This is a genomic window from Acetobacter sp. P5B1 (assembly GCF_018811985.1).
Taxonomy (GTDB): Bacteria; Pseudomonadota; Alphaproteobacteria; order Acetobacterales; family Acetobacteraceae; genus Acetobacter; species Acetobacter cerevisiae.
This window is the reverse complement of the sequence record NZ_JACRVS010000007.1, coordinates 102,069-127,255: the sequence shown is the minus strand read 5'-3', so window position 1 is coordinate 127,255 and position 25,187 is coordinate 102,069. Positions and strand designations below refer to the sequence as shown.

The following is a 25,187-nucleotide window of genomic DNA, read 5'->3' as shown; positions in this document are numbered from 1 at the left end:
ATGGCCGAACGGGACTTGGACAATAGCGGCGTTTTTGGTGAGCTGCGCCGCATGGTCCAGACAACCGGCACCGTGGGTGGCATTGCTGCTCGCCTTGCCGGACACAAAATGGGGATTCGCTCAGGCGGTGCCTCACATGCGGAAGATCTGAAATCCATTCTCGGTGGTCTGAAAGGGCCGCTGATGAAGGCGGCTCAGCTCCTCTCCACCATCCCCGGCGCGCTGCCGGAGGAATATGCGGAAGAGCTGGCCCAGTTGCAGGCCAATGCCCCACCTATGGGCTGGAATTTTGTGCGCCGCCGCATGACGGCGGAACTGGGGGCTGGCTGGGAACGGAATTTCCGCTCCTTCGGGCGGGAAGCCGCAGCAGCAGCAAGCCTCGGGCAGGTGCATAAAGCCGTGCTGGCTGATGGCCGGCAGGTCGCGTGCAAGCTGCAATATCCGGACATGAATGCGGCGGTGGAAGCCGATTTGCGCCAGTTCCGTATGGCCATTGGGGTTTACCACCGGCTGGATAACGCCATCCGTCAGGATGACGTGGTGGAAGAACTTGCCGAGCGCCTGCGCGAAGAGCTCGATTATCTGCGTGAAGCCGCCAACATGCGGCTGTATCGGACTGCTCTGGCTGACTGTCCGGAAGTGACGGTGCCGGCTCCGATTGATGAACTCTGCACGCGCCGCCTGCTGACCATGGAATGGGTCAACGGGCGCGGCCTGAACGCCGTTATTCAGGCAGGCCTGACGGAAGAGCAGAAGCAGAAGATTGCCCGCACACTGTTCCGCGCCTGGTATGTGCCGCTGTATCAGTATGGCGTGGTGCATGGAGACCCCCATATGGGGAATTTCACTGTGCGGGATGATTACGGGCTGAACCTGCTGGACTTTGGGGCGATCCGGATTTTCAATCCGTCCTTCATCAAGGGGAATATCGACCTCTACCGGGCCTTGCAGACCAAGGATAAGGAACTGGCCACGCAAGCCTATGCCGCGTGGGGCTTTACGGACCTGACCCCGGAAAAGATCGACGTCCTGAACGAGTGGGCCGGGTTCCTGTATGAACCGCTGATGGATAACCGCGTGCGGTATATTCAGGAAGGCAACAATCCCGCTCTGGGGCGTGAAATCCTGTCCAAAGTGCATGAAGGCCTGCAACGCACGGGCGGTGTGCGCCTGCCGCGGGAATTTGTGCTCGTGGACCGTTCCGCCGTGGGGCTGGGCTCTGTCTTCATGCGTCTGAAGGTTAAGATGAACTGGTACGAACTCTTTCATGAGATCGTGCAGGATTTTGATGAAGCCGCTTTGGCTGCTCGCCAGAAAGCAGCGGTTGAGGCTGCGCGCTTCCCGGCAACGCCTGTCAGCTAACCTGCTCTGTTCGGGTTAGTCCTGTAAGCCTGCTCTGCGGTCTACCCTTGGAGGGACAGCAGGGCAGGCTGGCAGCCATCCGCACCGGCGCACGTGTTAGACAGGCTGGCAGCTATCTCAGGTTTTAGTAAGCCTGATAGTCAACTTTTTTCAGATGTTTTTCGTTATAGTCCAGCTGCTCTTTGGTGAGCTGGAAGCCCACTTCAAACCGGTAATCCGAGTCTATGTTCTTGGGCGGGATGGGCAGATCGACCGTCACGACCTTGCTGTCGCTGGTAATGCTGGAGAGGTTGGCTGGGAACTGGAACGTGTGTTTGAACACATGCTTGTTCACAATCCGGTCCCCATGCAGCACGGCAATAAACCAGGGCAGCGTGACGGTGCTGCCAGCGGCGGCCGGCCCGTGGCTGACTACAAAACGCAAAGCGATTCGGGTTTTCAGATCCTTCGGCCCGGCGCCCAGACAATCCCCCTGTAATTTCAGGATGCTCGCCCGCGTGATCAGATGCGGGAAGGTCGCGGTCTTACCGTCATACAGATAGTAATCCGCAGCTTCCGGCGGAATATGTGTGAGCGGGCAGGAGGGGGCAAAGGCAATGGAGGCATTTTCCTCATCCCCGCAGCCACCAAGGGTGGTCAGCAGGCCAAGAGCCGCAAGACCTGACACCGCAAAGCGGGGCAGCAGGCGGCGTGGATGAGAAAGGTCTTGGGACATGTGCAAATCCGGAATTATCGGTTAGAGGGGGTTGAACAGATAAAAAACGAGCAAAACATAGACATCAAGCAGGGTTGTGCTGGCCACAATGCCGGAAAACGGGTTGCATCACCACCTCGCTTTGCGTAGGCCATGGCCACGGTGACCGCGACCTGCTCAGGGTTTCGGGCATAGCCTACCTTACTTATGCTTCTTATAGCTGTTTTTTCTATACCGTCCGCCGCAAGTTTGGGGAACACCATGCCCGATCAAACTCCCGCCGCCACACAGGAGCCCGCACAGGCCCCGCATGGCAAGTCTCTTAAGGTTCTTCTCGCTGGTCCGCGTGGGTTCTGCGCCGGGGTAGACCGCGCAATCCGCGTGGTGGAAGAAGCCATCCGTCGCTACGGCGCACCTGTTTATGTGCGTCATGAAATTGTCCACAACCGTACGGTGGTGGAAGCTCTGGAAGCGCAGGGTGCCATTTTTGTCGAGGAACTGGATGAGGTTCCGCCTGATGGCCACGTCGTATTCTCTGCCCATGGTGTGCCCAAAACGGTCCCGGCTGAGGCGGAACGCCGCAACCTGCTGTATCTGGATGCAACCTGCCCGCTGGTGTCCAAAGTGCACCGTGAGGCCGAGCGTCATTTTGCCGGCGGTGGGCCGGAAAGCCGCCATATCCTGATGATCGGCCATGCCGGGCATCCGGAAGTGGTGGGGACCATGGGCCAGCTGCCCGTCGGTGCGGTTACGCTGATTAACGATGCGGAAGAAGCCCGTACCGTGCAGCCGGCTGACCCCTCCCGTCTGGCCTTTATCACGCAGACCACGCTCTCCGTAGATGATACGGCTGAGATCGTGGACATCCTGCGCGAACGCTTCCCGTTGATTGAAGGGCCGAAGCGCGAGGATATTTGCTACGCCACTACCAACCGTCAGGAAGCAGTGAAGGCCATTGCGCCGGAATGCGATCTGGTGATTGTGATCGGCTCCCCCAACTCCTCCAATTCCCAGCGTCTGCGGGAAGTGGCCGAGCGCTCCGGCGCACCGCGCGCTCTGCTGGTGCAGCGTCTGGATGCGCTGGACTGGTCCGTACTGGAAGGCGTGAACACGCTGGGCATTACGGCGGGTGCCTCTGCTCCGGAAGCACTGGTGCAGGAAATGGTGGCCGAAATGGCCAAGCGTTACACCCTGTGCATTGATGAGCGCACGGTGAAGGAAGAAAGCGTGATCTTCCGCCTGCCTGCTCCTCTGGGCTGAGGGCAGCGCAGAAGGATGGCCGTTTATACAGATGTGAGCGATGAAGCCCTTGAGGCTTTTCTGAGCGATTACGCCATTGGGAATCTGGTGGCGTTTCGCGGCATTGCCGAGGGTGTGGAAAACAGCAATTTTCAGCTGCGCACCACGCAGGGGGATTTTATCCTCACGCTGTATGAAAAGCGGGTGAATGCGCAGGAACTCCCGTGGTTTCTGGGTCTGATGCAGCATCTGGCGGGGCAGGGTGTCTCCTGCCCGCAGCCCGTGGCCAGCACAGCCGGGCAGACGCTCGGCACCCTCGCAGGGCGGCCTGCGGCCATTACAACGTTTCTCCCCGGTGTCTGGCCGCGTAAAATCCGGCAGGAGCATTGCCGTCCGCTTGGGCAGGCGCTGGCTCAGCTGCATGAAGCCGGGCGGAGCTATACACCTGTGCGCCCCAACGCTCTGGGGCCGGATGCATGGCAGCCGCTGCTGGATTCTTGCCGGGCGGGAGCGGAGGCAGTGCATCCGGGTCTGCTGGCGGAACTGGACGCCGCCTTTACGCATATTCTGCCGTACTGGCCGGGGCAGGGTGCAAATCCTGCGCTCCCTCATGGGCAGATCCATGCGGATCTGTTCCCCGATAATGTTTTCTTCCTGCGTAAAACCGTTTCCGGGCTGATTGATTTCTATTTCGCCTGCACGGATTTTCTGGCCTATGACATCGCCATCTGCCTCAATGCCTGGTGTTTTGAAGGCGATGGGTCATTCAACGTCACATTCGGCCGCCAGTTGGTGCAGGGCTATGAGTCTGTGCGCCCGCTGAGTGCCGCAGAACGGCAGGCGCTGCCGGTTCTGGCCCGGGGTGCGGCCATGCGCTTCCTGCTGACGCGGCTGTATGACTGGATCAACACGCCGGCAGATGCGCTGGTAACCCCTAAAGACCCGCTGGATTACCTCAAGCGCCTGCGCTTCCATCTGGCAACGGAGACGGTTGATGGCTACGGATTCTGAAATGAGCGCCCCTGCCGAGCAGTTGGCGGAGCAGCCTTCTCCGCAGGTTGTGGAAGTCTGGACAGATGGCGGATGCCGCCCCAACCCCGGCCCCGGTGGCTGGGGGGTGCTGCTGCGCTTTAAAGGTGTAGAGCGTGAGCTTTCCGGTGGGGAAGAAGCCACCACCAATAACCGTATGGAACTGACGGCGGCGGCGGAAGCGCTGGAAGCCCTCAAGCGCCCTTGCACAGTGCGGCTGCATACGGACAGCGAATATGTGCGCAACGGTATTACGCGCTGGCATTCGGGCTGGGTGCGGCGCAACTGGCGGAATGCCTCGGGTGACCCGGTTGCCAATATGGATTTGTGGCGGCGTTTGCTGGATGCGGCCAAACAGCATGATGTCTCATGGCATTGGGTGAAGGGCCATTCCGGCGTACCGGAAAATGAGCGCGTGGATGAACTCGCTACCGAAGCCCGGAAAACCGTCGAAGAGGCCATGAAAACCGCGAGCTGAGCGTCGCGCTGGCCGGAGCAGAAGATGCCTGATTTGTCCTCAAGACAGTATGTGATTGTTCATGGCTATATGGCCAATCCTGAGGCGCACTGGTTCCCATGGCTTAAAAAGCAGTTAGAACAGCGCGGAGCTACGGTCTCTGTGCCCGCTCTGCCAGCGTCTCAGGCCCCGGAGCCTGAAGCCTGGGCCGAGGCTCTGCATACGCTTCTGCCGCACCTGAACAACCAGACGGTTTTGATTGGCCACAGCCTTGGGTGCGTGACCCTCCTGCGTCATCTGATGTCCCGCCCCAAAGGGGAGACGGTGGGAGGTTATGTTCTGGTTTCCGGGTTCGACAAACATCTTCAGACGCTGCCAGAACTGGACGCCTTTACGGACACCCCTCTGGATTATGAGGACTTGCAGCGCCGGAGTGCGTTTCGGGCGTCTGTCTTTTCTGACAATGATCAGATCGTGGACCCGCGCCTGTCTCAGGCTCTTGCCGCGTCTCTGCATACCACAACGCTGGAAGTGCCGGGTGGTGGGCATTTTCTGGGGCGTGAGGGGCACGAACTGTTTCCTCAACTGCTTGATCTCCTGACGCATGTCTGACAACTCTTCGCTATGACAATTTGCCCGATTGTCCGCTTTCCGGACCAGCGTTTGCGGCAGGTAGCCGCTCCTGTGACGCTTTTTGATGATGGTCTGTCCGCTCTGGCGCAGGATATTCTCGACAGCATGCGGGCCGCACCGGGTATTGGCATGACCGGCCCGCATATTGGCGTGGCGCAGCGTGTGGTGGTGCTGGAACTCCCCGATGCTCCGCAGCCCCAGATTTATGTGAACCCGGACATCATCTGGCTGTCGGAAGAAACGGTCCGGCAGGAAGAGGGCAGCGTCTCCATGCCCGGTGTGACGGATCTGATCGAGCGGGCCGCCAAAGTGCGGGTGCAGTATCAGGATCTGGATGGCGTGACCCATGTGGAGGAGGCGGAGGGCCTGCGGGCGGCCTGCCACCAGCATGAGATTGATCAGCTGAACGGGATTTTCTGGATCCAGCGGTTGTCCGGCTTGCGGCGTAAGCGTGTGATTGCCCGCTATGAGAAATTGCAGCGCCTCCAGCGGTAAAGTGCTGGCGGTTAAAGCTTGAAAAAATTGCCCCTGCGTTTGGGGGAAAGCCAGTGTTTGAGAGAGCAAGAGTGTCTGTACTATTCAAACAGATCAGCAAGAAGAGCCTTGGCTATCTGCAGGCTTTTGTCGTGCTGTCCGGCTTTTACATGTCTCTGGCGGCCACCCTGCCGCTTAATTCAGACAGTGCCTCCGCTGTGCTGGAGGCGCAGGACATTCTGCATGGGAATGGTCTGCTGCATGGCTGGGACCTTTCCGCTGAATCCTACTATGCAACAGAAACGCTTCCATACGTTGTACTGGCGGGTCTGGCAGGCTGGCATCTGTCTTTTTACTATCTGGTGCCGGCCATGCTGTTGGCCGCCATGGTGCTGCTGGCTTTCCGGCTCTGTCGGATCATGGCTCCGGCTGGGGCATGGTGGTGGCTGGCTCTGGTTGCAGCCCCCACGGCCTTTGGTGTGCAGGTGATGCTGATCCCCTGCATCCATATGGGTGCCTATGTGGGGGTTCTGGTCTGCTGGTTGCTGATTTTTGCGCAGATCAGGCAGGAGAAACCGGCGGTGTGGGGGCTTTTTGTCGCACTACTGGTCCTGTGCCTCGCCAGTGATGACATTGTAAAATATTGCTTTGTTCTCCCCGTTCTGGGGGCTTCTGCTCTGCTGAGCGTGCAAAAGCGCCGGCTGGAATACGGGCGGCTGGTGCTGTGCATGCTGGCGTCTCTGGGGCTGGCGCATGTGCTGAAAGCCGTGCTGGCACATAACGGCGCTTTTCATGTGCCGGGATTGTGGACCATGTCTTTCGCCGGGCAGGCGCGGGTTTGGTATAATCTCTCCGTGCTGGTTTCCGGGGTTCTGCACTTCTTCGGGGCGTATTTTTTTGAAAAAGAGTTTTCCCTGCACGGCGCAGGGAAAGAACTGCTCCATCTGACCGTGTTGCTGCTGGCGCTGTGGGGTGTTGTGCGCGTTGCGCGGAGTAAAACGCGGCAGCTGGATCTGTTTGATTATGCCGCGTTGCTGTGCATCGGCATTATGGTCGGGGCGTTTACGTTCAGCCAGCTGGCGATTGATGATGCCTCCACCCGCTATCTGGTGTTCCCATATGTGATGATGGCGCTCCTGCTGGCACGGCATACGGTTCTGCCTGCGGCTGGCCGGGCAATGGGGCTGGCAGGAGCGGCAGTTTATGCGGTGCTGAGTGTGCCTGCGCCAACCTTGCACATCTGGCAGACAAATCGGAACTTCCTCATCAATATGGAATTAGCCCGTCTTGGTCTGACGCAGGGTTTTGCGTCCTACTGGAGTGCCGCGAGTAACAGTCTACCCAATCAGGTGCGCATTGCGCCGGTGGAATTTGGCGCCGAAATCAAGCCGTTTCATTACCTGTCAAAACGGGACTGGTACACGCAGGGCGGCAATTTTGTTCTGTGCGATACCCCCGCGCAGGCTGCTCAGGCACAGATACGCTTCGGCTCGGCCCGCATGGTTGAGCCAGTGGATGGGCATATCCTGCTGGTGTGGGACAAGACCCTCACACTGCCGGGTTAAGGGACACAAAGCCTCCCGGCAGGGAATGTTCTCAGCGGTCCGTCAGACGGAATTCAATCCGGCGGTTGCGGGCGTAGGCGGCAGCATTGCTTTCCGTATCCAGCGGCTGATAGTCGGCAAAGCCGGTTGCGGCCAGATGGTGCGGGTTGATCCCTTCCGCGACCAGCAGCTTAACCACCGTAATGGCGCGGGCGCTGGAGAGTTCCCAGTTACTGGGGAAGGCGGTGTGAATAGGCTGCCGGTCTGCGTGACCATCCACGCGCAAAATCCATGGAATATCGGCAGGGATATGGCTGGTCACGCTTTTAAGGGTCTGGGCCAGCGTATGGATTTCTGACTGGCCTTCCTTAGAAAGCTCAGCACTCCCCACCGGGAACAGCACTTCGCTCTGGAACACAAAGCGGTCGCCCACCACATGCACGCCCTTCTGGTTGTGCAGGATGTCCCGCAGGCGGCCAAAAAATTCGGAGCGGTAGCGGCTGAGCTGGCCGACTTTGTCTGCCAGAGCGGTATTCAGTTTTGCAGAAAGATCGCCAATGGTGGCGTCCTTGTTCTGCACGGTTTTCTGCGAGACATCGAGCGCCTGCGCCAGAGCAGCCAGACGGGCGTTCAGGTCTGTCAGTTCATCATTCAGCTGCGTGACCCGCGTCTGGTCGGCAACGCTCAGGGCACTGGCGGCCTGTGCGGCATTGCGCGCGGTTTCGGCCTCGGCGGTCTGGGCCGAGAGGGCTTCCGTATCATGGGTATGCTGGGCTTGCAGGCCGGTCACGCTGTCTTCCAGCGCATGGTTGCGGGCGTGTTCCGTATCAAGCTGGCGGGAGAGTTCTGCCGTCTGGCCTTCCAGTTTTTCCAGCACATGCTCACGCCGGTTTAGCGCTGCGGAGAGCAGGGTCTGGCCCATGACAAACACCAGCAGCACAAAAATAACGACCATCAGCAACGTGGAAAGCGCATCCACGTAGCCGGGCCACGCATCCAGTCCGGCGTGCAGCTTTCTGCGGCGGCGGGCCATGCTCAGGGTGCTTTCCGGTCGGAGGGCGCAGTCTCGGCTGTCGCAGCAATAGTGCGGGCCAGCAGACGCAGATCATTCCGCAGATCCGTCGTCATACGGGTGCGGCCTTCCTCATTGTTCTGCACCAGCGTTTGCAGCAGGCGTTCGATATTATGCAGAGCCTCTGTCTGGCCTGCGGTGGATTCCAGCCGGTCGGAGAGCTTGCTCAGCACAGCGCTTTCCCGCTCACGCCGGGCCTCGCTGGTGCGGACCAGATTTTGCAGGGATTCCAGATTTTCCGCCGTTTGTTCCAGCAGGGCCTGAATATAGGCTGGGACGGAGGTTGTGCTTTCCACGCCAGAGCCGGAGGGCGCGCCAAAGCGGGTCTGTTCCGCCAGCCATTCTTCCAGCTCATTAAAGAAGCGGTTTTGCGCCTGTCCGGCGGTCAGATCCAGAAAGCCCAGAACCAGCGCACTGGCCAGACCGAAGAGAGAACCGGAAAATGCCGTGCTCATGCCATGCAGCGGCTTGGCCAGACCGGTTTTGAGCTGCCCGAACATGGCGTCCAGATCGCCACCACCGACGGACATGTTGCCAATGACGTCCGCAATGGCGGCGACAGTCAGCAGCAGGCCGTAGAAGGTGCCCAGCAGACCCAGAAAAATCAGCAGGCCCGTAAGATAACGGGAGACTTCCCGCCCTTCATCCAGTCGGCCGGAGATGGAATCCAGCACGGCCTGCATGGCGGGGGTGGAAAGGGCGGCAGGGTTGCCGCGCTGGTCCGGGCGGGTGCCAAGGGCCGTGGCCAGCGGGGCCAGCATACGCGGCGGAGGCAGGGCAGCCAGACCGGTGCGGGACTGACGAATGGCGTCCACCCAGCCTACTTCCGGCAACAGGCGGCGGACCATCACGACATTCCACAGAATACCGATGGCCAGAATCCCCAGAATCAGACCATCAAGCAGCGGGTTGCTGAAGAAGGCATCCCGCAGTGGCCGCCACAATGTTGCAGCGACGAGCGCCACACACACGAGAAACCCGATCATTCTGAAAAGATACTGTGTGGGGCGCGTCATCTGGTTCCGGTCCGGTTAGAAGAGGAAGGGCGTCAGGGTACAGCGTCTGACTGGTAAATATCGATATAATCCTGCCCACCATGATCGGCGGGGGTTTTGGGCAGGCCGATCACGCGCAGATAAATGCGGGTGGAGGGAATGCCGCTATTCATCAGCACGCTGCGTGCCGCCAGCCCGCGAGAGAGGGACATGCGGCGGGGCAGGGACGGATCATCCACAGCGCCGGAGCTGTAGGCATCAATCAGGGCGCGCACATGCGGCTTGTCAGCCAGCGACTGCGCAAAACCCAGTAGAGCCTGATGTGTTTCGGGGTTCAGCGTAGCGGCCCCGGCGGCAAAGGTAACCTGAACGCCTCCCGGAATGGTGGACACAGTGCCGATGGCTTTTTCGTCAATGGCAGGCTGTGCCGGCATGGGGAACGGGTGGAGTTCCACATCGGGCGGAGCCGGCGTGAGTTGGGGCACCGGCGGCGGTGCAAGCGGAATGGTTGCCGGAACAGGTGGATGGGCGGGCGTTGCCGGCTTGGCATTGCCTGCGGGTGCTGTGGTGCTGGCAGCAGGAGTTGGTGTGGTTTGCGGTGCAGCCGTAGTAGCGGCAGGCGCATTCTGCGTGGCAGCCGCAGGTGTTCCTGAGGTTGCGGGAGCGGGCGTGACGGGGTGCGTCAGCGGTGGTTGTGTGACCGGCTTCGGTGCAACCCGTTTGGGTGTGGGGGCTGTCTTGTGCGCAGCCGGATGCGGGGCGGTATGAGCCGGGGCGGGGTGCTTGCTCGCCAGTTCATCCAGCGCCTGCGTATTGGTGACAACCTGCGCATGCGCGAGCGAGGTCGGCAGCAGGAGGAGGGCGCACAATCCTGTCAGACGGCGCGGTCGGAGATGAGAGTTGTGCATTGCGGACAAGACTAAACCAGAAGAGGGGCGGGGTGAAATGGCAGAACACCCTTCAGAGTGATCTTTTATGCGCCTAACGGGGCGAATGTAGGGCATCAGGCGGAAAACTGCTCTGCGGTAATGCGTTCGGACAGGGTTTGGCCGGGGTCAAACAGCACCGTTACGGCCAGATTGCGGTCCTCATGAATATGCACGGAGACCACATCGCGGATTTCAATCGAATCAGCCACCGCCGCGACCGGGCGTTTTTCAGCTTCCAGAATGGTAAAGCCCACCTGTGCCGTAGAAGGCAGAAGTGCGCCGCGCCAGCGCCGGGGGCGGAACGGACAGATGGGGGTCAGCGGCAGCAGATTGCCCGAAAGCGGGACAATTGGCCCATGGGCGGACAGATTATAGGCGGTAGAGCCTGCCGGGGTGGCTAGCAATGCGCCATCGCAGATCAGCTCCGGCATGCGCACCATCCCATCTACATCCACCCGGATTTTGGCGGCCTGACGGGTCTGGCGGAACAGGAAGACATCATTCAGGGCCAGAGCCTCATGCGTGTCCCCCCGCATGGTGCGGGCCGTCATGCGCAGCGGGTGCAGGGTGGCGGCCTGGGTGGTGGTCAGGCGTTTGGGCAGATTGTCTTCCAGCATCGGGTTCATCAGGAACCCGACGGAGCCGCAGTTCATCCCGTAAACCGGCACGGTGAGATTTTGCTCCAGCACCACGCGCAGCGTTTCCAGCATGAAGCCGTCGCCTCCAAGGCAGACAACTACATCAGCTTCTCCCGGATGGCAGTTGCCATACTGGTGAGTCAGGCGGTCAAACTCGTGTCTGGCGACTTCGGTCGGAGCGGCCATAAAGGCAATGCGTTCCGGCACTTTGGTCAGCACGGGTGACGGGGAGGCGGAGGGAAGTGGAGAGCTGGTCATGGCAGGCACCCCATAGCGGGCCGGTGTCGGAAAAAGCGGGCGGGCAGGCCGCATCCCTTATCCTGCAACGCACTGGTCCTGAAAGGGGGCGGCCTCATTTTTATGGAGGCTGGTGCCCAGCAACTCATCATAAACGCTCAGGGTTGCCTGCTGCATGGCGTGGGTCGTGTAGTGAGCCAGCACGGTGGCGCGCGCGGCCTCTCCCATGGCGTGGAGAGCCTCAGGCGGGGCGTGCAGGATACTGGCAATAGCCTCGGCTAGCGCCTGCACATCACCGGGGGGAACGCTCAGGCCGGTGAGGCCATGCTGGACCGTTTCCAGCGCCGCGCCATGGGCTGTGACGATTACGGGGCGAGACATGGCCTGTGCTTCTACCACAACGCGCCCAAACGGTTCTGGCCGGAGGGAAGGAATAATCACCAGCGCGGCCAGTGCCATGGCAGCCGGCATATCCTGACAATGCCCGGCAAACCGGACCTGTTCCGTCAGGCCCAGCGTGCGGGCATGGGCAACAAGGGCTTCCCCATAGGCATGGCCGGGCGGACAGGATCCCGCAAACACGCAGACCCAGGGCGTCATGGGGGCAGTCTTCTTCACGCGTGCCAGAGCATCCAGCAGGAAACGCTGGCCTTTCCACTCTGTCAGGCGGCCGGGCATGAGGATAACCGGAACGCCTGCGGGCACGTCCCAGCTTTCAGCCAGCCGGTGTACGCGCTGCCCGCTGACAGCATCCGGGCTGAACTGAGTGATGTCAGCGCCACGCGGAATGACCCGCAGGCGGTCCGGCCCGACGTGATACTCCTGCGCCAGCCGCTGGCCGATATGCTGGCTGATGGCAATCACCCGGTCGCCAGATGCCAGAACAGCGTTATAGCGCTTTTTGCCGGGGAAATTGTTGGCATGTACCCCATGCCATGTGGTGACAAAAGGGGTGCCGGTGCGGTTGCAGGCCAGACGTGCCACCCATGCCGGGGCGCGCGAGCGGGCATGGACGAGGGCCACATTATTCTGCCGGATAAAGCGCGCCAGCGTGCCGGCGTTGCGCAGAATGGAGAGCGGGTTTTTGCTCCCACAGCGGGGCAGGGTGTGGTGTTGCGCCCCCAGCCGTTCCAGCGAAGGGACCAGCCTGCCGCCAGCGCTCATCACCAGAGCAGTGCCGCCTGCCTGCGTGATGGCATCTGCCATTTCCAGCGTGCCCCGTTCGACGCCGCCCTGTTCCAGAGCGGGAAGAATTTGCAGGATGACGGGGGAATGTGGCGGTATCGTCATATTAGGGCTGTTAGCATGGTTTTCTGGCAACAGACACTCTTCCGCGAACATCCGCATTTCTGGCCCGACTTGACCACCCGGCCTGTATCCGCGCTATGGAAAGAGAGATGACGCACTTGTCCTTCTCTGCCCGGTCTGTTCCGGCGCGCTGCGCACCATTTGCTGCGACACTCGGAGTAGGCCTGTTGCTGGCCGGTGTTCCGGCCAGCGCGGCCACCATCCGCCCTCATCCCGCAGTCGGGCAGGCGGGGACGGGAACGAGCACTGGCCACGGGGGCAAAGAAGCGCCGCAGACATGGGCTCTGGCCGAGTGCATGAGCATGGTGGAAGAAGACCCCTTCGGCGCGCGGGACTACGCACAGGACTGGATGAAGCACGGCGGGGACAGGGAAGCCCGGCATTGCCATGCTCTGGCCCTGCTGGAACTGGGCGATGAACTGGACGCTGCGCAGGAGCTGGATGATCTGGTGCGCAAAGCGCCGCCCTCCGGCCCGGAAAGCTCTGCCAGCCTGCGGTCTGTGATGGCGGAAGAAGCCGCAGAAGCCTGGCTTTCTGCCGGTAATCCGCCCGGCGCGCTGAATATCGTCGATTATGGCCTGTCCATTCGCCCCGGGGATACGAATTTGCGGCTTGCCAAAGCGCGCGCCCTGCTTGAGCAGGGCAATACCGGGGCTGTGGTGACGGATCTGACCGCGCTGGTTGCGCGGGGCGCAGAAGCTCCCACCGAGGCGTTTGTGCTGCTGGCTTCAGCAGAGCGGCGGCTCGGGCAACTGGATAAAGCCACCCAGCATATTACGCTGGCCTTGCAGCGGATGCCGGACGATGCTGCGGCTTTGCTGGAGCGCGGGATTATTCGGGAGCAGGTAGGGGATGCCACCGGCGCACAGGCGGACTGGCAGCATGTGCTGGACCTCTCCCCTGACAGCCATGAGGCCGATCTGGCCCGGCAGGATCTGGCCGTTCTGGCCGCTGACCCGGATTCGCCGTGACACAACCCCAGAGTTTGCGCCGTATTCTGGTCATCCGGCTCGGTGCGCTGGGGGATTTTGTGCAGAGCTTCGGGCCGTTTCAGGCTATCCGGGCAGCACACCCCACAGCACAGATAACCTTACTGACGACCTCACCCTTTGTGGAACTCGCCCGTCTTTCCCCGTGGTTTGATGCGGTTAAGGTCGATCAGCGTCCTTCATGGGGCAACCTTCCGGCCTTGCTGGCGTTGCGGCAACAGCTGCGCGGTTATGACCGGATGTATGACCTTCAGACCTCCAGCCGCACGGCCCGCTATTATGTGCTGGCCGGATGCCCGAAGATGTGGTGCGGGCATGTAGGGCGCTCTCCCTTGGTGCACGCCAATCCCCGGCGGAATGACATGCACACCCGCGCCCGCCAGCGCGATCAGTTGCTGGGGGCAGGGATTACGGATGTACCTCTGCCGGATGTTTCATGGCTGGCAGGGCTGGGGCCGCACTTCAATGCACCCTATGGCCTGATTGTGCCCGGAGCGTCCCCCCATCGCCCGGCCAAGCGCTGGCTTGTGCGCCGGTATGCAGAACTGGCAACCCGGTTTGAAAGCCGGGGACTGCGCCCTGTTGTTGTGGGGAGCGGGGCCGATAAACCCCTGGCGGAGGCGATCAGGCAGGTCTGCCCGCAGGCGCTGGATCTGACCGGCCGGACCACTCTGCCGGAACTGGCCGGTCTGGCGGCCCGGGCGCAGGTTGCTGTGGGGAATGATACCGGGCCGATGCATCTGGCCGCTATCATGGGCTGCCCGAGCGTGGTCTTGTTTTCTGCGGACAGTAATCCCGCCCTCACAGCCCCCCTCGGGCGCGTGCCGGGGCAGGTTTGTGTGCTTTCTGCGCGGGATCTGGCGACACTTTCCGTCAACAGGGTTGCAGCCGCGCTCTCCTGACGCCATTAAAAGCCTTTACAACCATTTGATCTCCGGAGTTCTTCCATGCCTGCCATCACCTTGCCTGACGGATCCGTTCGCAGTTTTGACGGGCCGGTCACGGGCACGGCCATTGCCGAAGCCATCGGGCCGGGGCTGGCCAAAGCGGCACTGGCCATGGAGGTCAATGGCGCGCTGCAGGATATTGGTCGCTCTGTGGCCGAGGATGCTGCCGTCCGCTTCATTACCCGGAAGGACCCGGAGTCTCTGGAGATGATCCGGCACGACGCCGCCCATGTGCTGGCCGAAGCTGTGCAGTCTCTCTTCCCCGGCACGCAGGTCACCATCGGGCCGTCCATTGAAAACGGCTTTTATTACGACTTCTATCGTAACGAGCCGTTCTCGCCGGAAGACTTCGCTGCCATTGAAGCGCGGATGAAGGAAATTGTGGCCAATGCCGAGCCGTTCGTGCGGGAAGTCTGGCCGCGGGATAAAGCCATCGCCTTCTTTGAAGAAAAAGGTGAGCGCTTCAAAGCCGAGCTGATCCGTGATCTGCCGGAAGATGAGGATATTTCCATCTACCGTCAGGGTGAATGGCTGGATCTGTGCCGTGGCCCGCATCTGCGCAACACCAAGGATGTCGGCACGGCTTTCAAACTGATGAAGGTGGCTGGCGCTTACTGGCGCGGTGACCATCGCAACCCCATGCTGACCCGTATTTACGGCACGGCCTGGCGCGACCAGAAGGAACTGGACGCCCACCTGCACCAGCTGGAAGAAGCCGAACGCCGCGATCATCGCCGTATTGGCCGGGAAATGGACCTGTTCCATTTTCAGGAAGAAGCTGTGGGGCAGATCTTCTGGCACCATAAAGGCTGGCGTCTGTATTGCGCGCTGCAGGACTATATGCGCCGGGCGCAGACCCGTGGCGGGTATCAGGAGGTGCGCACGCCGCAGCTTCTGGACCGTGGACTGTGGGAAGCGTCTGGCCACTGGGACAAATATCGCCACCACATGTTTGTGGCGACTGTTGAGGATGAGGATAAGACCCTCGCCCTCAAGCCCATGAACTGCCCCTGCCATGTGCAGATTTTCCGCCACGGTCTGCGGTCCTACCGTGAACTGCCGATCCGTATGGCCGAGTTCGGCGCGTGCCACCGGTATGAGCCGTCTGGTGCGCTGCATGGTCTGATGCGCGTGCGTGGCTTTACGCAGGATGATGCGCATATCTTCTGCACGGAAGACCAGATTGCCGATGAGACCGTGCAGTTCGTGCGCATGCTGCATGAAGTCTACAAGGATCTGGGCTTTGAGCATGTCCGTGTGAAATTTGCAGACCGGCCGGAACAGCGGGCGGGCAGCGATGAAACATGGGACAAGGCTGAAAGCGCGCTGAAGGAAGCGTGTGAAGTGGCCGGTGTGACGTATGAGTATAATCCGGGTGAGGGCGCGTTCTATGGTCCGAAGCTGGAGTTCGTGCTGCGTGACGCCATTGGGCGTGACTGGCAGTGCGGCACCCTGCAGGTTGACCTTGTGCTGCCGGAACGACTCGATGCCAGCTATATTGGCGAAGATTCTGCCCGTCATCGCCCCGTCATGTTGCATCGCGCTATTCTCGGCTCCTTTGAGCGCTTCCTTGGGATCCTGATCGAGCAGCATGCAGGCCGCTTCCCGCTCTGGCTCGCTCCGGTGCAGGTCGTGGTGGCGTCTATTGTCAGTGATGCCGGACCTTATGCGGAAGAAGTGGCTGCTGCCCTGCGTGCGGCCGGTCTGGCTGCGGAAGCCGACGTGCGGAATGACAAGATCAATTCCAAGATTCGTGAGCATAGCGTGGCCCGCGTGCCGATTATTCTGGTGGTCGGCCGTCGGGAAGCGGAAGAGCGGACCGTGGCCATGCGCCGGCTCGGTGGCAAAGATCAGGAAACCTTTGGGTTTGATGAGGTTGTGACCCGCATTGCCAAGGAAGCAACGCCGCCAGATCTGCGCAAAAAAGCGTGAGACTCGGCTCCTTGTTTTTGGCAGGGCTGGAATGAGTCTGTTTTCTGGCCGGATATGCTTGATAAACGGCTAAGAATTGCGCACATAATAACACTGTAAGCGGAGGCACCGGGAGGTGCTTCTGTTTAGTTTTTTTATCCATGACAGGAGCTGACCATAGCCAGACCCCCTATTCCCGCGCCGCCCACCCGCGAGGGACCACGTGTTAACGAAGAGATCCGCGTACCGCAGGTTCGTCTGATTGACGAAGAAGGCGAGATGGCGGGTGTCATGTCGACCCGCGATGCACTGGCTCGCGCGTATGGCGTCGGACTTGATCTTCTTGAGATTAGCCCGAACGCAGAACCGCCCGTTGCCAAGATTCTTGACTACGGCAAGTTCAAGTACGAGCAGCAGAAAAAGCGCAACGAAGCCCGGAAAAAGCAGAAGGTCATTGAGATCAAGGAAGTCAAGGTTCGTCCGAATATCGACGAAAATGACTACCAGGTTAAAATGCGTTCTGTGAAAAGCTTCCTGGGTGATGGCGACAAGGTGAAAGTCACCCTGCGTTTCCGTGGCCGTGAAATGGCGCATCAGGAACTGGGCATCAAGGTTCTGGAGCGTATCCGGACCGAGATGGATGAGCAGGCTAAAGTTGAGCAGATGCCGCGCCTTGAAAACCGGCAGATGATCATGGTGCTCGCACCCCGTTAAGCTCTGATTGGGGTTGCAGGGCATCGTCCTGCATCCTTACCAGACACAAAAAAGCGCCTGTGCGGGTTATCCTCGCACAGGCGCTTTTTTTATTGGGACGACATGCCCGCGCAGGTTCGATGCCCACGCCTCAGCGTTACGGTGCCAGCAGCACCGTGGCGTTGGCAGTGGCCCGTACAGTCTGAACTTCTGCCGTGCTGGACGGTGGCGGGGCGCTGTCTGCAGGCCCACGGGCCGCCATGGCCATCATCATGACAGGGCGCGGGAATCCGCCGCTGGACATGGAGACAGTGGCAAAGCGCACCACATGCAGCCCAAGAGAGGCTGCCAGCGTGTCGGCTTGTTTTTTCAGATCCTCGACAGCATTTTTCTCAGCGTCCAGCATCAGTTTCTTCTGGTTCTCCGGCGAAAGAGACCAGGAAAGATCTTCCAGCATCAGTCCTTCACCCTGAAGATCACCCGTGAGCGGCAGCAGACCGGAGCCATCGGGCGCAGTAAAGGTGAGTGCCTGCGAGGCGGTCCAGGATGCCGGGGCTTTGTCTGGCCGATTTTCTGAGACGGAATATTGCAGCACAGCGGCTTTGACCCCGGCTGTTTTGGCAGATTGCTCAACAGCATGATGCACCAGAGTATTTACGGCTTTCTGGGCAGCGGCGGCTGTTTTATCGCGGCTTTCCGCGCGGAAGCGGGCAATGAGCTGGTCAGGAGCCGCCTTGACAGAGCCGGAACCGCTGATTTCCAGACGGGTATAGCTGTCTTCCGGCTTGTTCTGAGCCAGAGCAAGCGCCGGGGTAATAGCGGTCAGAGCGAGGGCCAGAGCGCTAAGGCTGGTGAGGCGAGAGGGGAGGCGCATTTAAGGCGTTGTCCTTTTCAGACTGACGAGGGCGCGCCGCAGGCGGATAAGCCCGGAGCGGACCAGTCCCTGACGGCAAAGGTCTGTCCCTTCTTCCCGCAACTGACTGACCCTGCGTGGCAACGCACCGTTATTATAACTCTCAATGACACGAGACAGCCGCAAGCAAAAGGCAACACTGTCCGAGGTAATCACCACAGGTTTGGGTGAGGGCAGCGCAGGCATGATCCGTCGCCCCTCAACCGGGGGTGATGGGGGGAGAACCGCTTGTGCTGAAAGCCGGGTGGAAATGGCTGTGGTCTCGATACTCCCTAACGTCAGCACCAGGGCGAGAGGCAGAGAACGTCTCATTCATAAGAATTTTTAAGAGGACTAATGTCTTTTTCAAGGCAAATAGGCGCTTGTAATGGTTTATTTATGCCAAACCTGAAGGAATTAATGGTTGGCGGGAATGGGCTGTGCGGGCGGGACAGTTTCCGCATCCGGCAACGGAATTTCAATGCGGGTGATGAGTCCAGGCGCGTTGGACGCCAGCTCTAACTTCCCGTCATGCAGTTGCACAATAGCCTGCACCAGTGACAGGCCAAGGCCGGAGCCGGGGGTGTTTCTGGCCTGCTCCGCCCGGAAGAACCGTTCAGAGGCGCGGGCCATATCGGCCTCACTCATTCCAATACCTTCATCCGCCACACTCAGGCTGAGCAGCTTGCCTCGGCTGCCGTCTGAGCGCCGCGCTGTGGAGTGGACTTCAGCTGAAAGGGCGATGGTGCCATGAGGTGGGGAAAATTTAACGGCATTATCCAGCAGATTGGCCACAGCCTGCTGGAACATGGCGCGGTCCCCAAAAAAGGGCAGATGGTCTGGCAGGTGCTGCACAAAGGTCAGCCCGTGGTCTTCCGCCACAGCTTCATATAGTTCGCACACGTCCTGAAGGGCCGGGGTGAGATCAAACAGGACAAAAGCAGAGCGGCGCGCGCCGGATTCAATCTGGGCAATACGTAGCAGGGCCTGACAAATGGAGGTGACATTGTCCAGATTGCCAACAGCCTGTTCAATAGCGGCCCGGAGTTCATCCTCATTTTTTGCATGCAGCGCCGCATCTTCCAGCTGCGTCCGGGCGCGGGTAATGGGCGTACGCAGATCATGCGCAATAGCGTTGGAAACCTGACGCACCCCATCCATCAGGCGGCTGATGCGTTCCAGCATTTCGTTAATGGTGATGGCGATTTCATCCAGCTCATCATCCGAGCCCTGCACCGGCATGCGGCGTGACATATCGCCATGCGTAATGGCCTGCGTGGTGCGGCTGATGGAGTGGATGACGTGGCGGAACAGGCGGCGGATCAGCCAGCCCCCGCCAATTGCCAGCAGAGTGACCATGATGCACGCCCAGAGGAGCGTGTCGGTCAGCATCTTGCGCAGCAGCGTACGGCCGCTGATATCCCGGCCTATCAACAGGTGGTAGCCATCGGGCAGGGCATACGCCCGGACCTTGGCCATATCCTGCGTATAGGAGCGCTGGACTGGCATGGTGAACCAGTGATCGTTGCTGGTAATCTGCCGCGGCCATTCCGCCAGATTGCCTGCGACCCATTTGTTATCTTTATTGACAAGCAGATACAGGGCATTGTCATCAATGTCCTGTTCCAGCCTGTCATCAATAATCATGCTCAAGCCAGTGGGGCCGCCTTCTGCCCAGATATTCATCAGAGCGCGGGAATCGGTCGTGATGGCCTGCTCAACCCGGTGTTCAAGCAGGCCAACTGTTCCCCACCATATAAAAGAGAGAAACAGCACGGCAGAGCAGACAAAAAGCGTACCGTAAACCAGTGCAAACCGTAAGCTGACCGAACGCAGGCGTAAAAAGCCTGAGTGTGGGCGGCTGGACGCAATGGTAGCGGGCTTGCTCATTCCTGCAGCATATACCCCGCGTTCCGGATGGTGTGGACCAGCGGACGGCCAAAGGGCTTATCAATTTTCTGACGCAGGCGTGAGACGTGCACGTCGATTACATTGGTCTGAGGGTCAAAATGATAATCCCACACGCCTTCAAGCAGCATGGTGCGGGTCACGACCTGCCCGGCATGGCGCATCAGGAATTCCAGCAGCCTGAATTCCCGTGGCTGGAGGTCAATCTTCTGGCCAGCGCGTTTGACGCCACGGGCAAGCAGATCAATTTCCAGATCCCCGACCATCAGGCGGGTCTGCGGCTGGGCCTCGTTCCGGTTGCGCCGGACAAGGGCTTCAAGACGCGCCTGCAGTTCACTGAAGGAGAAAGGCTTGGTGACGTAGTCATCCCCACCGGCTTTCAGGCCGGCAACCTTCTCGTCTACTTCCGCCAGAGCAGACAGCAGCAGGACAGGGGTTACGTTGCCCTGCCGCCGGAGCGTTTCGAGAATATGAATGCCGTCCACCCCGCCAGGAAGCATCCTGTCGAGAATGATGATGTCGAAATTCTCGTTGGTGGCGAGTGACAAACCATCCTTGCCGTTTTCAGCCTGTTCAACAAGATGCCCGGATTCGGACAGGCCTTTAGCAATGAAAGTTCTGACTGTTTGGTCGTCTTCAACAAGAAGAATGCGCATTTCGGGACCCAGACTCCGGAAGTGATTACCAAATTCTTACGGTGTTCCTACCGGTTTGTCACGACGGAGTTTTTATACGCGTTCGTCATCTGAGAGAGGTGGCGTCAATCCGTCGAAAATGGAGAGGAGGGCTGCGGTCAGAGGAGAGGCGAAAATCAGGCCGGGGAAGCCCAGAATGGCGCCAAAGAGGGTCTGGGACAGCACGGTGATGGCAGGCGGCATCTGCACGGCATGGCGCTGAATGACGGGAGCCAGCACGTTCCCTTCAAAAAACTGGATGACGCTGTAAAGCACGGCCACCATGATGGTTTCCCGCGTGCCCAGGGACAAAGCCAGAAGCAGGGCAGGCACAGCACCCATGATCGCGCCAATATAGGGGATAAAGTTACACAGCCCCGCCAGTACACCCAGCGCCAGAGCCAGCGGCACGCCGATAAACCAGAGGCCAACGCCGGAGAGAACACCCACCACCAGCATGTCCAGAGACTGTCCGGCCACCCAGGCCCACAGGGTCTGGCTGGCGTGGAGCATCAGCGTACGGGCTCTGGGGCGCTGAGCCACAGGCACCAGCCGGAGCGCGCCGTTGGCGTACAGGCCGGGGTCCATGGCGAAATACAGCCCGGCAATCAGGATCACCACAATCGTACCTGCCGCGCCAAAGGCTGAGCCGAGAATGCCCGTCATGGAGCCTGCAATGCGCGACCCGAGCGAAGCAAGGCTGCTGCCGTTACCACCCTGATTGCCGCCGAGGGAGGCTGGCAGATAGTTCAGGATCATCTGGCCGGTGGGGCTGGTCTGCAAGGTTGCGCGCAGAGAGGCTTCCTGCTGGCGCAGGGCGTCCTGCAGTTTGGCGGCCTCGCTGACAATTGCGGGACCACTGCCCCAGATCAGCAACGCAACCGCTGCGATCAGAGCGGCGACAACCGCTGTGAGGGACCAGCCATAGGGCAGGCGTAGGTGCTTGACCAGAATTTTGGACAGACCATGCAGCACAACCGCAAACAGGGTGGCCGCAAACAGAATGGTCAGCACGTCACCCAGCAGCCACACCATCAGCCCGATAACGGCCAGTCCCAGCGTAAGGCGCAGAATATGGGTAATGCTGCCCAGCCAGCCGGTGCTGTTATCCGTATTGTCGTCGGTGAGGGGGCAGGCGGGCGGCTGGGCTGAACCCTGATCGCCCTCAGTCTGCGCCGGGGGAGTGTTACAATCAGGGGGAGAGGCAGAAGCGGACGTCATGGAAGGCAGGTCTTTCAGGATTAGGAAGGACTATGTAACGGCTGATCTGGATTTTGGTGACAGAGAACAGGGGACAGTACATATTTTTGTCTGTTCTGTAATAAAATGTTCCTATTGAGACTATTCAAAAACATTTGGACGTTAGGGAGTTAGGGTAAAGATGTCAGGCGGGAACGACGGAGGCCTTCAGGCGGCCTCAAAAGCCATTCTCGCTTTTGCGGTGGGGACATTTGCAATCGGAACGGGCGAGTTCGCAGCGATGGGGCTTTTGCCCCAGATGGCGGACAGTCTTCATGTTACCGTGCCACAGGCGGGTGGGGCGATTTCCGCTTACGCCTTGGGTGTTGTGGTTGGGGCACCTCTGGTGTCTGTGGTGGGGGCCAGCTTTTCACGCCGCTCCCTGATGGTTGTGCTGATGGCGTGGTTTGCTGTGACAAACTGCCTGAGCACCTGTGCGACGTCTCTGCACATGCTGGAGATTGCCCGTTTTATTACTGGCCTGCCGCATGGCTCCTTTATGGGGGTGTCGGCTCTGGTTGCAGCGGGACTTGTGGATCGTGGCTATCGCGGCCGGGCTGTCGGGCGTGTTTTTGCGGGCATGACCATTGCCAATATCCTCGGCGCGCCTTTTGCCAGTTACGCGGGTACCTATTTTGGCTGGCGACTGTCTTATCTGCTTATCGGGCTGATCAGCGCGATCTGCTGCGTCATGATTCAGCTTTTTGTGCCCTATGACTCACCCAACCGCGCCCGTTCAGCTCTGGGTGAGCTGGCAGCCTTTACCCGCAAGCAGGTATGGTTTGTTATTGGCACGGTGGCTGTGGGCTGTGGCGGGATGTTCTGCGTCTACACCTATTTTTCTCTGACCTTGCAGCAGGTGACGCATGTGCCGATCTGGGCCGTGCCGCTGTTCCAGTCCCTGTGGGGGATGGGCATGTTTGTTGGTGCATGGGTTGGCGGCATTGTCATGGATAAGAACCTGAAATGGGCCACCATTGGCGCGTTTATCTGGAATGCGGCGGCTCTGGGCCTGTTTGCTCTGGTGGCGTCCAATATTCCGCTGACAGCCCTTGCCGTCTTTATGCTCGGCGGTGGGATTGCGCTGTCTCCTGCCATGCAGATGCGCCTTATGGATGTGGCGGCAGACGCCCAGACACTGGCGGCCTCCATGAATCACGCGGCTTTTAATATGGCCAATGCCCTGGGGGCCTGGCTTGGCGGCCTTGTGCTGGTGGCGGGCTACGGGGACGCAGCAACCGGCTGGGCCGGAATGATCCTCTCCTGCATCGGCCTTGTCCTGTTCCTGCTCTCTCTTTGGAGTGAGAAGCGGGACTCAGGGAAAGAAGCTGCCAGAGCGGGCTAAAGGGGCTTAGTCTTCCGCAGCGGCACTTTCGATTTCCGCTTCGGCTTCCAGCCAGCGTTCTTCCAGGTCCGCCTGTTCCTTACCAATGGCGGCGAGGCGCGTGTTCAGGCGCGTGACCTCATCGGCCTTGCCGTCTGCATAAAGAGCAGGGTCAGCCAGAGTGGTTTCAATTTTCGCGCGTTCTGTCGCCAGCTTAGCCAGTTTGGCTTCGGCATCCCGAATGATCTTGCGGAGGGGAGCCTGAGCCTTGCGGGCTTCAGCGCGTTCCCGCCGGTCATCCTTGCGGCTGGCCTGTGCGGAGGTGTCCTGCTTGGAACTGCGGTTGGACGCACGGTTTTGCTCAATCAGCCAGCGGCGATAATCCGCCATATCACCGTCAAACGGCGTCACCTTGCCGTCTGCGACAAGCCAGAGCCGATCGGCCACCATCTCCACCAGATGCGGATCATGACTGATGAGGAGCACGGCGCCTTCAAACTCTGAGAGGGCGCGAACCAGCGCATCACGCGCATCCAGATCCAGATGGTTGGTCGGTTCATCCAGAATCAGCAGTTGCGGGGCATCACGCGTGGCAAGGGCCAGCAGCAGGCGAGCCTTTTCACCCCCGGAGAGATCTTTGACCGGGGTTTCCGCCCGGTCCGCATCCAGACCAAACCGCGCCAGTTGCGCCCGGACCACAGGCGGGAGGGCTTTGGGAAGCGCGCGTTCCATGTGGTCAATCGGGGTTTGGTGCAGCACCAGTTCTTCCGCCTGATGCTGGGCGAAATAGCCGATTTTCAACCGTGAGTTGCGCTCAACCGAGCCGGACATGGGTTCCAGACGCCCGGCAATCAGCTTGGCGAGGGTGGATTTCCCGTTCCCGTTCGCGCCCAGCAAGGCAATCCGGTCTTCCATATCCAGCCGGAAGGACAGGTTGGAGAGAATGGGCGTGGTGCCATACCCAATGGTGACCCGGTTGGCCGTGAACATGGGCGGGGCTAGCTGTTCCGGCTCCGGGAAGGCGAAGCGGGTGGGGGTGTCTTCCACCACGCTTTCAATCACCGGCAGCTTTTCCAGAGCCTTCACGCGGGCCTGCGCTTGTCGTGCCTTGGTGGCTTTGGCCCGGAAGCGGTCCACAAAGGACTGCATATGGGCGCGCTGGGCGGCGATTCGCTCGGCAGCGCGGGCCTGCTGCAACGCCTGCTCCGTGCGGATTCGGACAAAATTCTCATAGCCGCCGGGGGTCAGGCTGAGCTTTCCCTTGTCCAGATGGGCAATGGCATCGACACACGAATCCAGCAGCCCGCGATCATGGCTGACAATCAGGGCCGCACCGGAAAAACGGGTCAGCCAGCCTTCCAGCCAGAGAGTCGCTTCCAGATCCAGATGGTTGGTCGGCTCATCCAGCAGCAGCAGGTCAGGCTCTAGAAACAGGGCGGTGGCGAGAGAGACACGCATCCGCCAGCCGCCGGAAAAGTCAGACACCGGACGGCGCTGGGCTTCCGCACTAAAGCCAAGTCCCGCCAGCACTGAGCCCGCGCGGGCCGGAGCACTATCGGCCTGAATGGCGCGCAGACGCTCATGAATTTCCGCAATGCGCACGGGATCTGTGGCGGTGTCGGCCTCGGTCAAAAGGGCGGTGCGTTCGGTATCGCCCGCCAGAACCGTGTCCAGCAGCGAGGCCCCGTCGGCCGGGGCTTCCTGCTTTACACGCGCCATGCGGGCGCGGGAGGAGAGGCGGATCTCCCCGCCATCGGGCGCAAGATCCCCCGCAATGGCTGCCAGCAGGGTGGACTTTCCGGCCCCGTTCCGCCCCACAAGCCCCACCTTGCGGCCCGGTTCTATGGAGAGGTCTGCATGGTCCAGAAGGGTACGGCCAGCAATGCGGAGTGTAAGGTCGGAAATGACAAGAAGGCTCAACGGGGGTCTCGTTCTGGCTGGAATCTTATTTTGATCAGGCGAAGTACCTACCAGCCTGCGCGAATATGCTCTAGAGGAG

The 25,187-nt window shown here is 60.3% G+C and carries 24 protein-coding genes; 12 read left to right on the top strand and 12 right to left on the bottom strand.

Going from position 1 to position 25,187, the window contains the following annotated elements:
* The gene (locus KP703_RS06405; protein WP_062250950.1) at window positions 1–1,362 is read left to right on the top strand and encodes an AarF/ABC1/UbiB kinase family protein; all 1,362 of its coding nucleotides are present in this window, start codon (window positions 1–3) and stop codon (window positions 1,360–1,362) included.
* Between the two features lie 124 nt (window positions 1,363–1,486).
* Here KP703_RS06405 and KP703_RS06400 read toward each other — a convergent pair whose 3' ends face one another.
* Complete coding sequence (locus tag KP703_RS06400; protein ID WP_062250949.1) at window positions 1,487–2,077, bottom strand: hypothetical protein; 591 nt, start codon at window positions 2,075–2,077, stop codon at window positions 1,487–1,489.
* Between the two features lie 240 nt (window positions 2,078–2,317).
* Here KP703_RS06400 and ispH point away from each other — a divergent pair, with 240 nt between their 5' ends.
* The 6 genes from ispH to KP703_RS06370 all read left to right on the top strand — a co-directional run bounded on the left by ispH (window position 2,318) and on the right by KP703_RS06370 (window position 7,453).
* Window positions 2,318–3,316, top strand: coding sequence for a 4-hydroxy-3-methylbut-2-enyl diphosphate reductase (gene ispH / locus KP703_RS06395; protein WP_043553687.1), 999 nt, complete (start codon window positions 2,318–2,320; stop codon window positions 3,314–3,316).
* Window positions 3,317–3,331: 15 nt separating this feature from the next.
* Entirely contained in the window at window positions 3,332–4,306 is a 975-nt protein-coding gene (locus KP703_RS06390; protein ID WP_215754178.1) for a homoserine kinase, read from the top strand.
* Window positions 4,290–4,802, top strand: coding sequence for a ribonuclease HI (gene rnhA / locus KP703_RS06385; protein ID WP_215754177.1), 513 nt, complete (start codon window positions 4,290–4,292; stop codon window positions 4,800–4,802). Before KP703_RS06390 ends, rnhA begins: the two co-directional genes overlap by 17 nt.
* 24 nt (window positions 4,803–4,826) lie before the next feature.
* Window positions 4,827–5,393 (top strand): alpha/beta hydrolase, encoded by a 567-nt coding sequence (locus KP703_RS06380; protein ID WP_215754176.1) that lies wholly within the window; start codon window positions 4,827–4,829, stop codon window positions 5,391–5,393.
* 12 nt (window positions 5,394–5,405) lie between these two features.
* A complete protein-coding gene (locus KP703_RS06375) occupies window positions 5,406–5,909 on the top strand; it encodes a peptide deformylase (RefSeq protein WP_215754175.1) in 504 nt (167 codons plus the stop codon).
* A 71-nt stretch (window positions 5,910–5,980) separates the two neighbouring features.
* Entirely contained in the window at window positions 5,981–7,453 is a 1,473-nt protein-coding gene (locus tag KP703_RS06370) for a hypothetical protein (RefSeq protein WP_215754174.1), read from the top strand.
* Window positions 7,454–7,484: 31 nt separating this feature from the next.
* Here the strand turns inward: KP703_RS06370 and KP703_RS06365 are convergent, their stop codons facing one another.
* From KP703_RS06365 to KP703_RS06345, 5 genes are all read right to left on the bottom strand, one after another.
* Window positions 7,485–8,465, bottom strand: coding sequence for a peptidoglycan -binding protein (locus tag KP703_RS06365; protein ID WP_062141443.1), 981 nt, complete (start codon window positions 8,463–8,465; stop codon window positions 7,485–7,487).
* Window positions 8,466–8,467: 2 nt separating this feature from the next.
* A complete protein-coding gene (locus KP703_RS06360) occupies window positions 8,468–9,520 on the bottom strand; it encodes a flagellar motor protein MotA (RefSeq protein WP_215754173.1) in 1,053 nt (350 codons plus the stop codon).
* 32 nt (window positions 9,521–9,552) lie between these two features.
* Complete coding sequence (locus tag KP703_RS06355; protein ID WP_215754172.1) at window positions 9,553–10,368, bottom strand: OmpA family protein; 816 nt, start codon at window positions 10,366–10,368, stop codon at window positions 9,553–9,555.
* 134 nt (window positions 10,369–10,502) lie between these two features.
* Complete coding sequence (locus KP703_RS06350; protein WP_215754298.1) at window positions 10,503–11,324, bottom strand: NAD kinase; 822 nt, start codon at window positions 11,322–11,324, stop codon at window positions 10,503–10,505.
* A gap of 57 nt (window positions 11,325–11,381) precedes the next feature.
* Window positions 11,382–12,593: a glycosyltransferase family 4 protein gene (locus tag KP703_RS06345; RefSeq protein WP_215754171.1), complete on the bottom strand. Its 1,212-nt coding sequence runs from the start codon at window positions 12,591–12,593 to the stop codon at window positions 11,382–11,384.
* A gap of 107 nt (window positions 12,594–12,700) precedes the next feature.
* On the opposite strand from KP703_RS06345, the gene KP703_RS06340 reads away from it, so the two are divergent.
* From KP703_RS06340 to infC, 4 genes are all read left to right on the top strand, one after another.
* On the top strand, window positions 12,701–13,582 hold the full coding sequence (locus KP703_RS06340) for a hypothetical protein (RefSeq protein WP_252353880.1): 882 nt from the start codon (window positions 12,701–12,703) through the stop codon (window positions 13,580–13,582).
* A gap of 14 nt (window positions 13,583–13,596) precedes the next feature.
* Window positions 13,597–14,502 carry a glycosyltransferase family 9 protein gene (locus KP703_RS06335; RefSeq protein ID WP_215754296.1) on the top strand — a complete coding sequence of 302 codons (906 nt, stop codon included), beginning with the start codon at window positions 13,597–13,599 and terminating at the stop codon, window positions 14,500–14,502.
* Between the two features lie 45 nt (window positions 14,503–14,547).
* The gene (thrS, locus tag KP703_RS06330) at window positions 14,548–16,479 is read left to right on the top strand and encodes a threonine--tRNA ligase (protein WP_215754170.1); all 1,932 of its coding nucleotides are present in this window, start codon (window positions 14,548–14,550) and stop codon (window positions 16,477–16,479) included.
* 171 nt (window positions 16,480–16,650) lie between these two features.
* Window positions 16,651–17,172: a translation initiation factor IF-3 gene (gene infC / locus KP703_RS06325; protein ID WP_043553587.1), complete on the top strand. Its 522-nt coding sequence runs from the start codon at window positions 16,651–16,653 to the stop codon at window positions 17,170–17,172.
* 136 nt (window positions 17,173–17,308) lie between these two features.
* Here infC and KP703_RS06320 read toward each other — a convergent pair whose 3' ends face one another.
* The 5 genes from KP703_RS06320 to KP703_RS06300 all read right to left on the bottom strand — a co-directional run bounded on the left by KP703_RS06320 (window position 17,309) and on the right by KP703_RS06300 (window position 21,846).
* Complete coding sequence (locus tag KP703_RS06320) at window positions 17,309–18,025, bottom strand: SIMPL domain-containing protein (protein ID WP_215754169.1); 717 nt, start codon at window positions 18,023–18,025, stop codon at window positions 17,309–17,311.
* A complete protein-coding gene (locus KP703_RS06315; protein WP_215754168.1) occupies window positions 18,026–18,376 on the bottom strand; it encodes a hypothetical protein in 351 nt (116 codons plus the stop codon).
* An 84-nt stretch (window positions 18,377–18,460) separates the two neighbouring features.
* Window positions 18,461–19,933, bottom strand: a complete 1,473-nt coding sequence (locus KP703_RS06310) for an ATP-binding protein (RefSeq protein ID WP_215754167.1) — start codon at window positions 19,931–19,933, stop codon at window positions 18,461–18,463.
* On the bottom strand, window positions 19,930–20,607 hold the full coding sequence (locus KP703_RS06305) for a response regulator transcription factor (protein WP_062250936.1): 678 nt from the start codon (window positions 20,605–20,607) through the stop codon (window positions 19,930–19,932). The genes KP703_RS06310 and KP703_RS06305 overlap by 4 nt, the downstream gene beginning before the upstream one ends.
* Window positions 20,608–20,679: 72 nt before the next feature.
* Complete coding sequence (locus tag KP703_RS06300) at window positions 20,680–21,846, bottom strand: AI-2E family transporter (protein ID WP_215754166.1); 1,167 nt, start codon at window positions 21,844–21,846, stop codon at window positions 20,680–20,682.
* A 160-nt stretch (window positions 21,847–22,006) separates the two neighbouring features.
* Between KP703_RS06300 and KP703_RS06295 the strand changes: the two genes are divergently transcribed.
* Window positions 22,007–23,209 (top strand): MFS transporter, encoded by a 1,203-nt coding sequence (locus KP703_RS06295; RefSeq protein WP_215754165.1) that lies wholly within the window; start codon window positions 22,007–22,009, stop codon window positions 23,207–23,209.
* Window positions 23,210–23,215: 6 nt separating this feature from the next.
* On the opposite strand, the gene KP703_RS06290 is transcribed toward KP703_RS06295, so the two are convergent.
* Window positions 23,216–25,108, bottom strand: coding sequence for an ABC-F family ATP-binding cassette domain-containing protein (locus KP703_RS06290; protein WP_215754164.1), 1,893 nt, complete (start codon window positions 25,106–25,108; stop codon window positions 23,216–23,218).
* Window positions 25,109–25,187 lie beyond the last annotated feature (79 nt).

Coding starts and splice junctions, on each gene's coding strand:
- KP703_RS06380 (WP_215754176.1), top strand. CDS start 4,827: ATGCCTGATTTGTCCTCAAGACAGTATGTGATTGTTCATGGCTATATG.
- KP703_RS06390 (WP_215754178.1), top strand. CDS start 3,332: ATGGCCGTTTATACAGATGTGAGCGATGAAGCCCTTGAGGCTTTTCTG.
- KP703_RS06360 (WP_215754173.1), bottom strand. CDS start 9,520: ATGACGCGCCCCACACAGTATCTTTTCAGAATGATCGGGTTTCTCGTG.
- thrS (WP_215754170.1), top strand. CDS start 14,548: ATGCCTGCCATCACCTTGCCTGACGGATCCGTTCGCAGTTTTGACGGG.
- KP703_RS06375 (WP_215754175.1), top strand. CDS start 5,406: ATGACAATTTGCCCGATTGTCCGCTTTCCGGACCAGCGTTTGCGGCAG.
- rnhA (WP_215754177.1), top strand. CDS start 4,290: ATGGCTACGGATTCTGAAATGAGCGCCCCTGCCGAGCAGTTGGCGGAG.
- KP703_RS06310 (WP_215754167.1), bottom strand. CDS start 19,933: ATGAGCAAGCCCGCTACCATTGCGTCCAGCCGCCCACACTCAGGCTTT.
- KP703_RS06295 (WP_215754165.1), top strand. CDS start 22,007: ATGTCAGGCGGGAACGACGGAGGCCTTCAGGCGGCCTCAAAAGCCATT.
- KP703_RS06405 (WP_062250950.1), top strand. CDS start 1: ATGGCCGAACGGGACTTGGACAATAGCGGCGTTTTTGGTGAGCTGCGC.
- KP703_RS06345 (WP_215754171.1), bottom strand. CDS start 12,593: ATGACGATACCGCCACATTCCCCCGTCATCCTGCAAATTCTTCCCGCT.
- KP703_RS06315 (WP_215754168.1), bottom strand. CDS start 18,376: ATGAGACGTTCTCTGCCTCTCGCCCTGGTGCTGACGTTAGGGAGTATC.
- KP703_RS06300 (WP_215754166.1), bottom strand. CDS start 21,846: ATGACGTCCGCTTCTGCCTCTCCCCCTGATTGTAACACTCCCCCGGCG.
- KP703_RS06320 (WP_215754169.1), bottom strand. CDS start 18,025: ATGCGCCTCCCCTCTCGCCTCACCAGCCTTAGCGCTCTGGCCCTCGCT.
- KP703_RS06350 (WP_215754298.1), bottom strand. CDS start 11,324: ATGACCAGCTCTCCACTTCCCTCCGCCTCCCCGTCACCCGTGCTGACC.
- KP703_RS06340 (WP_252353880.1), top strand. CDS start 12,701: ATGACGCACTTGTCCTTCTCTGCCCGGTCTGTTCCGGCGCGCTGCGCA.
- ispH (WP_043553687.1), top strand. CDS start 2,318: ATGCCCGATCAAACTCCCGCCGCCACACAGGAGCCCGCACAGGCCCCG.
- KP703_RS06305 (WP_062250936.1), bottom strand. CDS start 20,607: ATGCGCATTCTTCTTGTTGAAGACGACCAAACAGTCAGAACTTTCATT.
- KP703_RS06365 (WP_062141443.1), bottom strand. CDS start 8,465: ATGGCCCGCCGCCGCAGAAAGCTGCACGCCGGACTGGATGCGTGGCCC.
- KP703_RS06400 (WP_062250949.1), bottom strand. CDS start 2,077: ATGTCCCAAGACCTTTCTCATCCACGCCGCCTGCTGCCCCGCTTTGCG.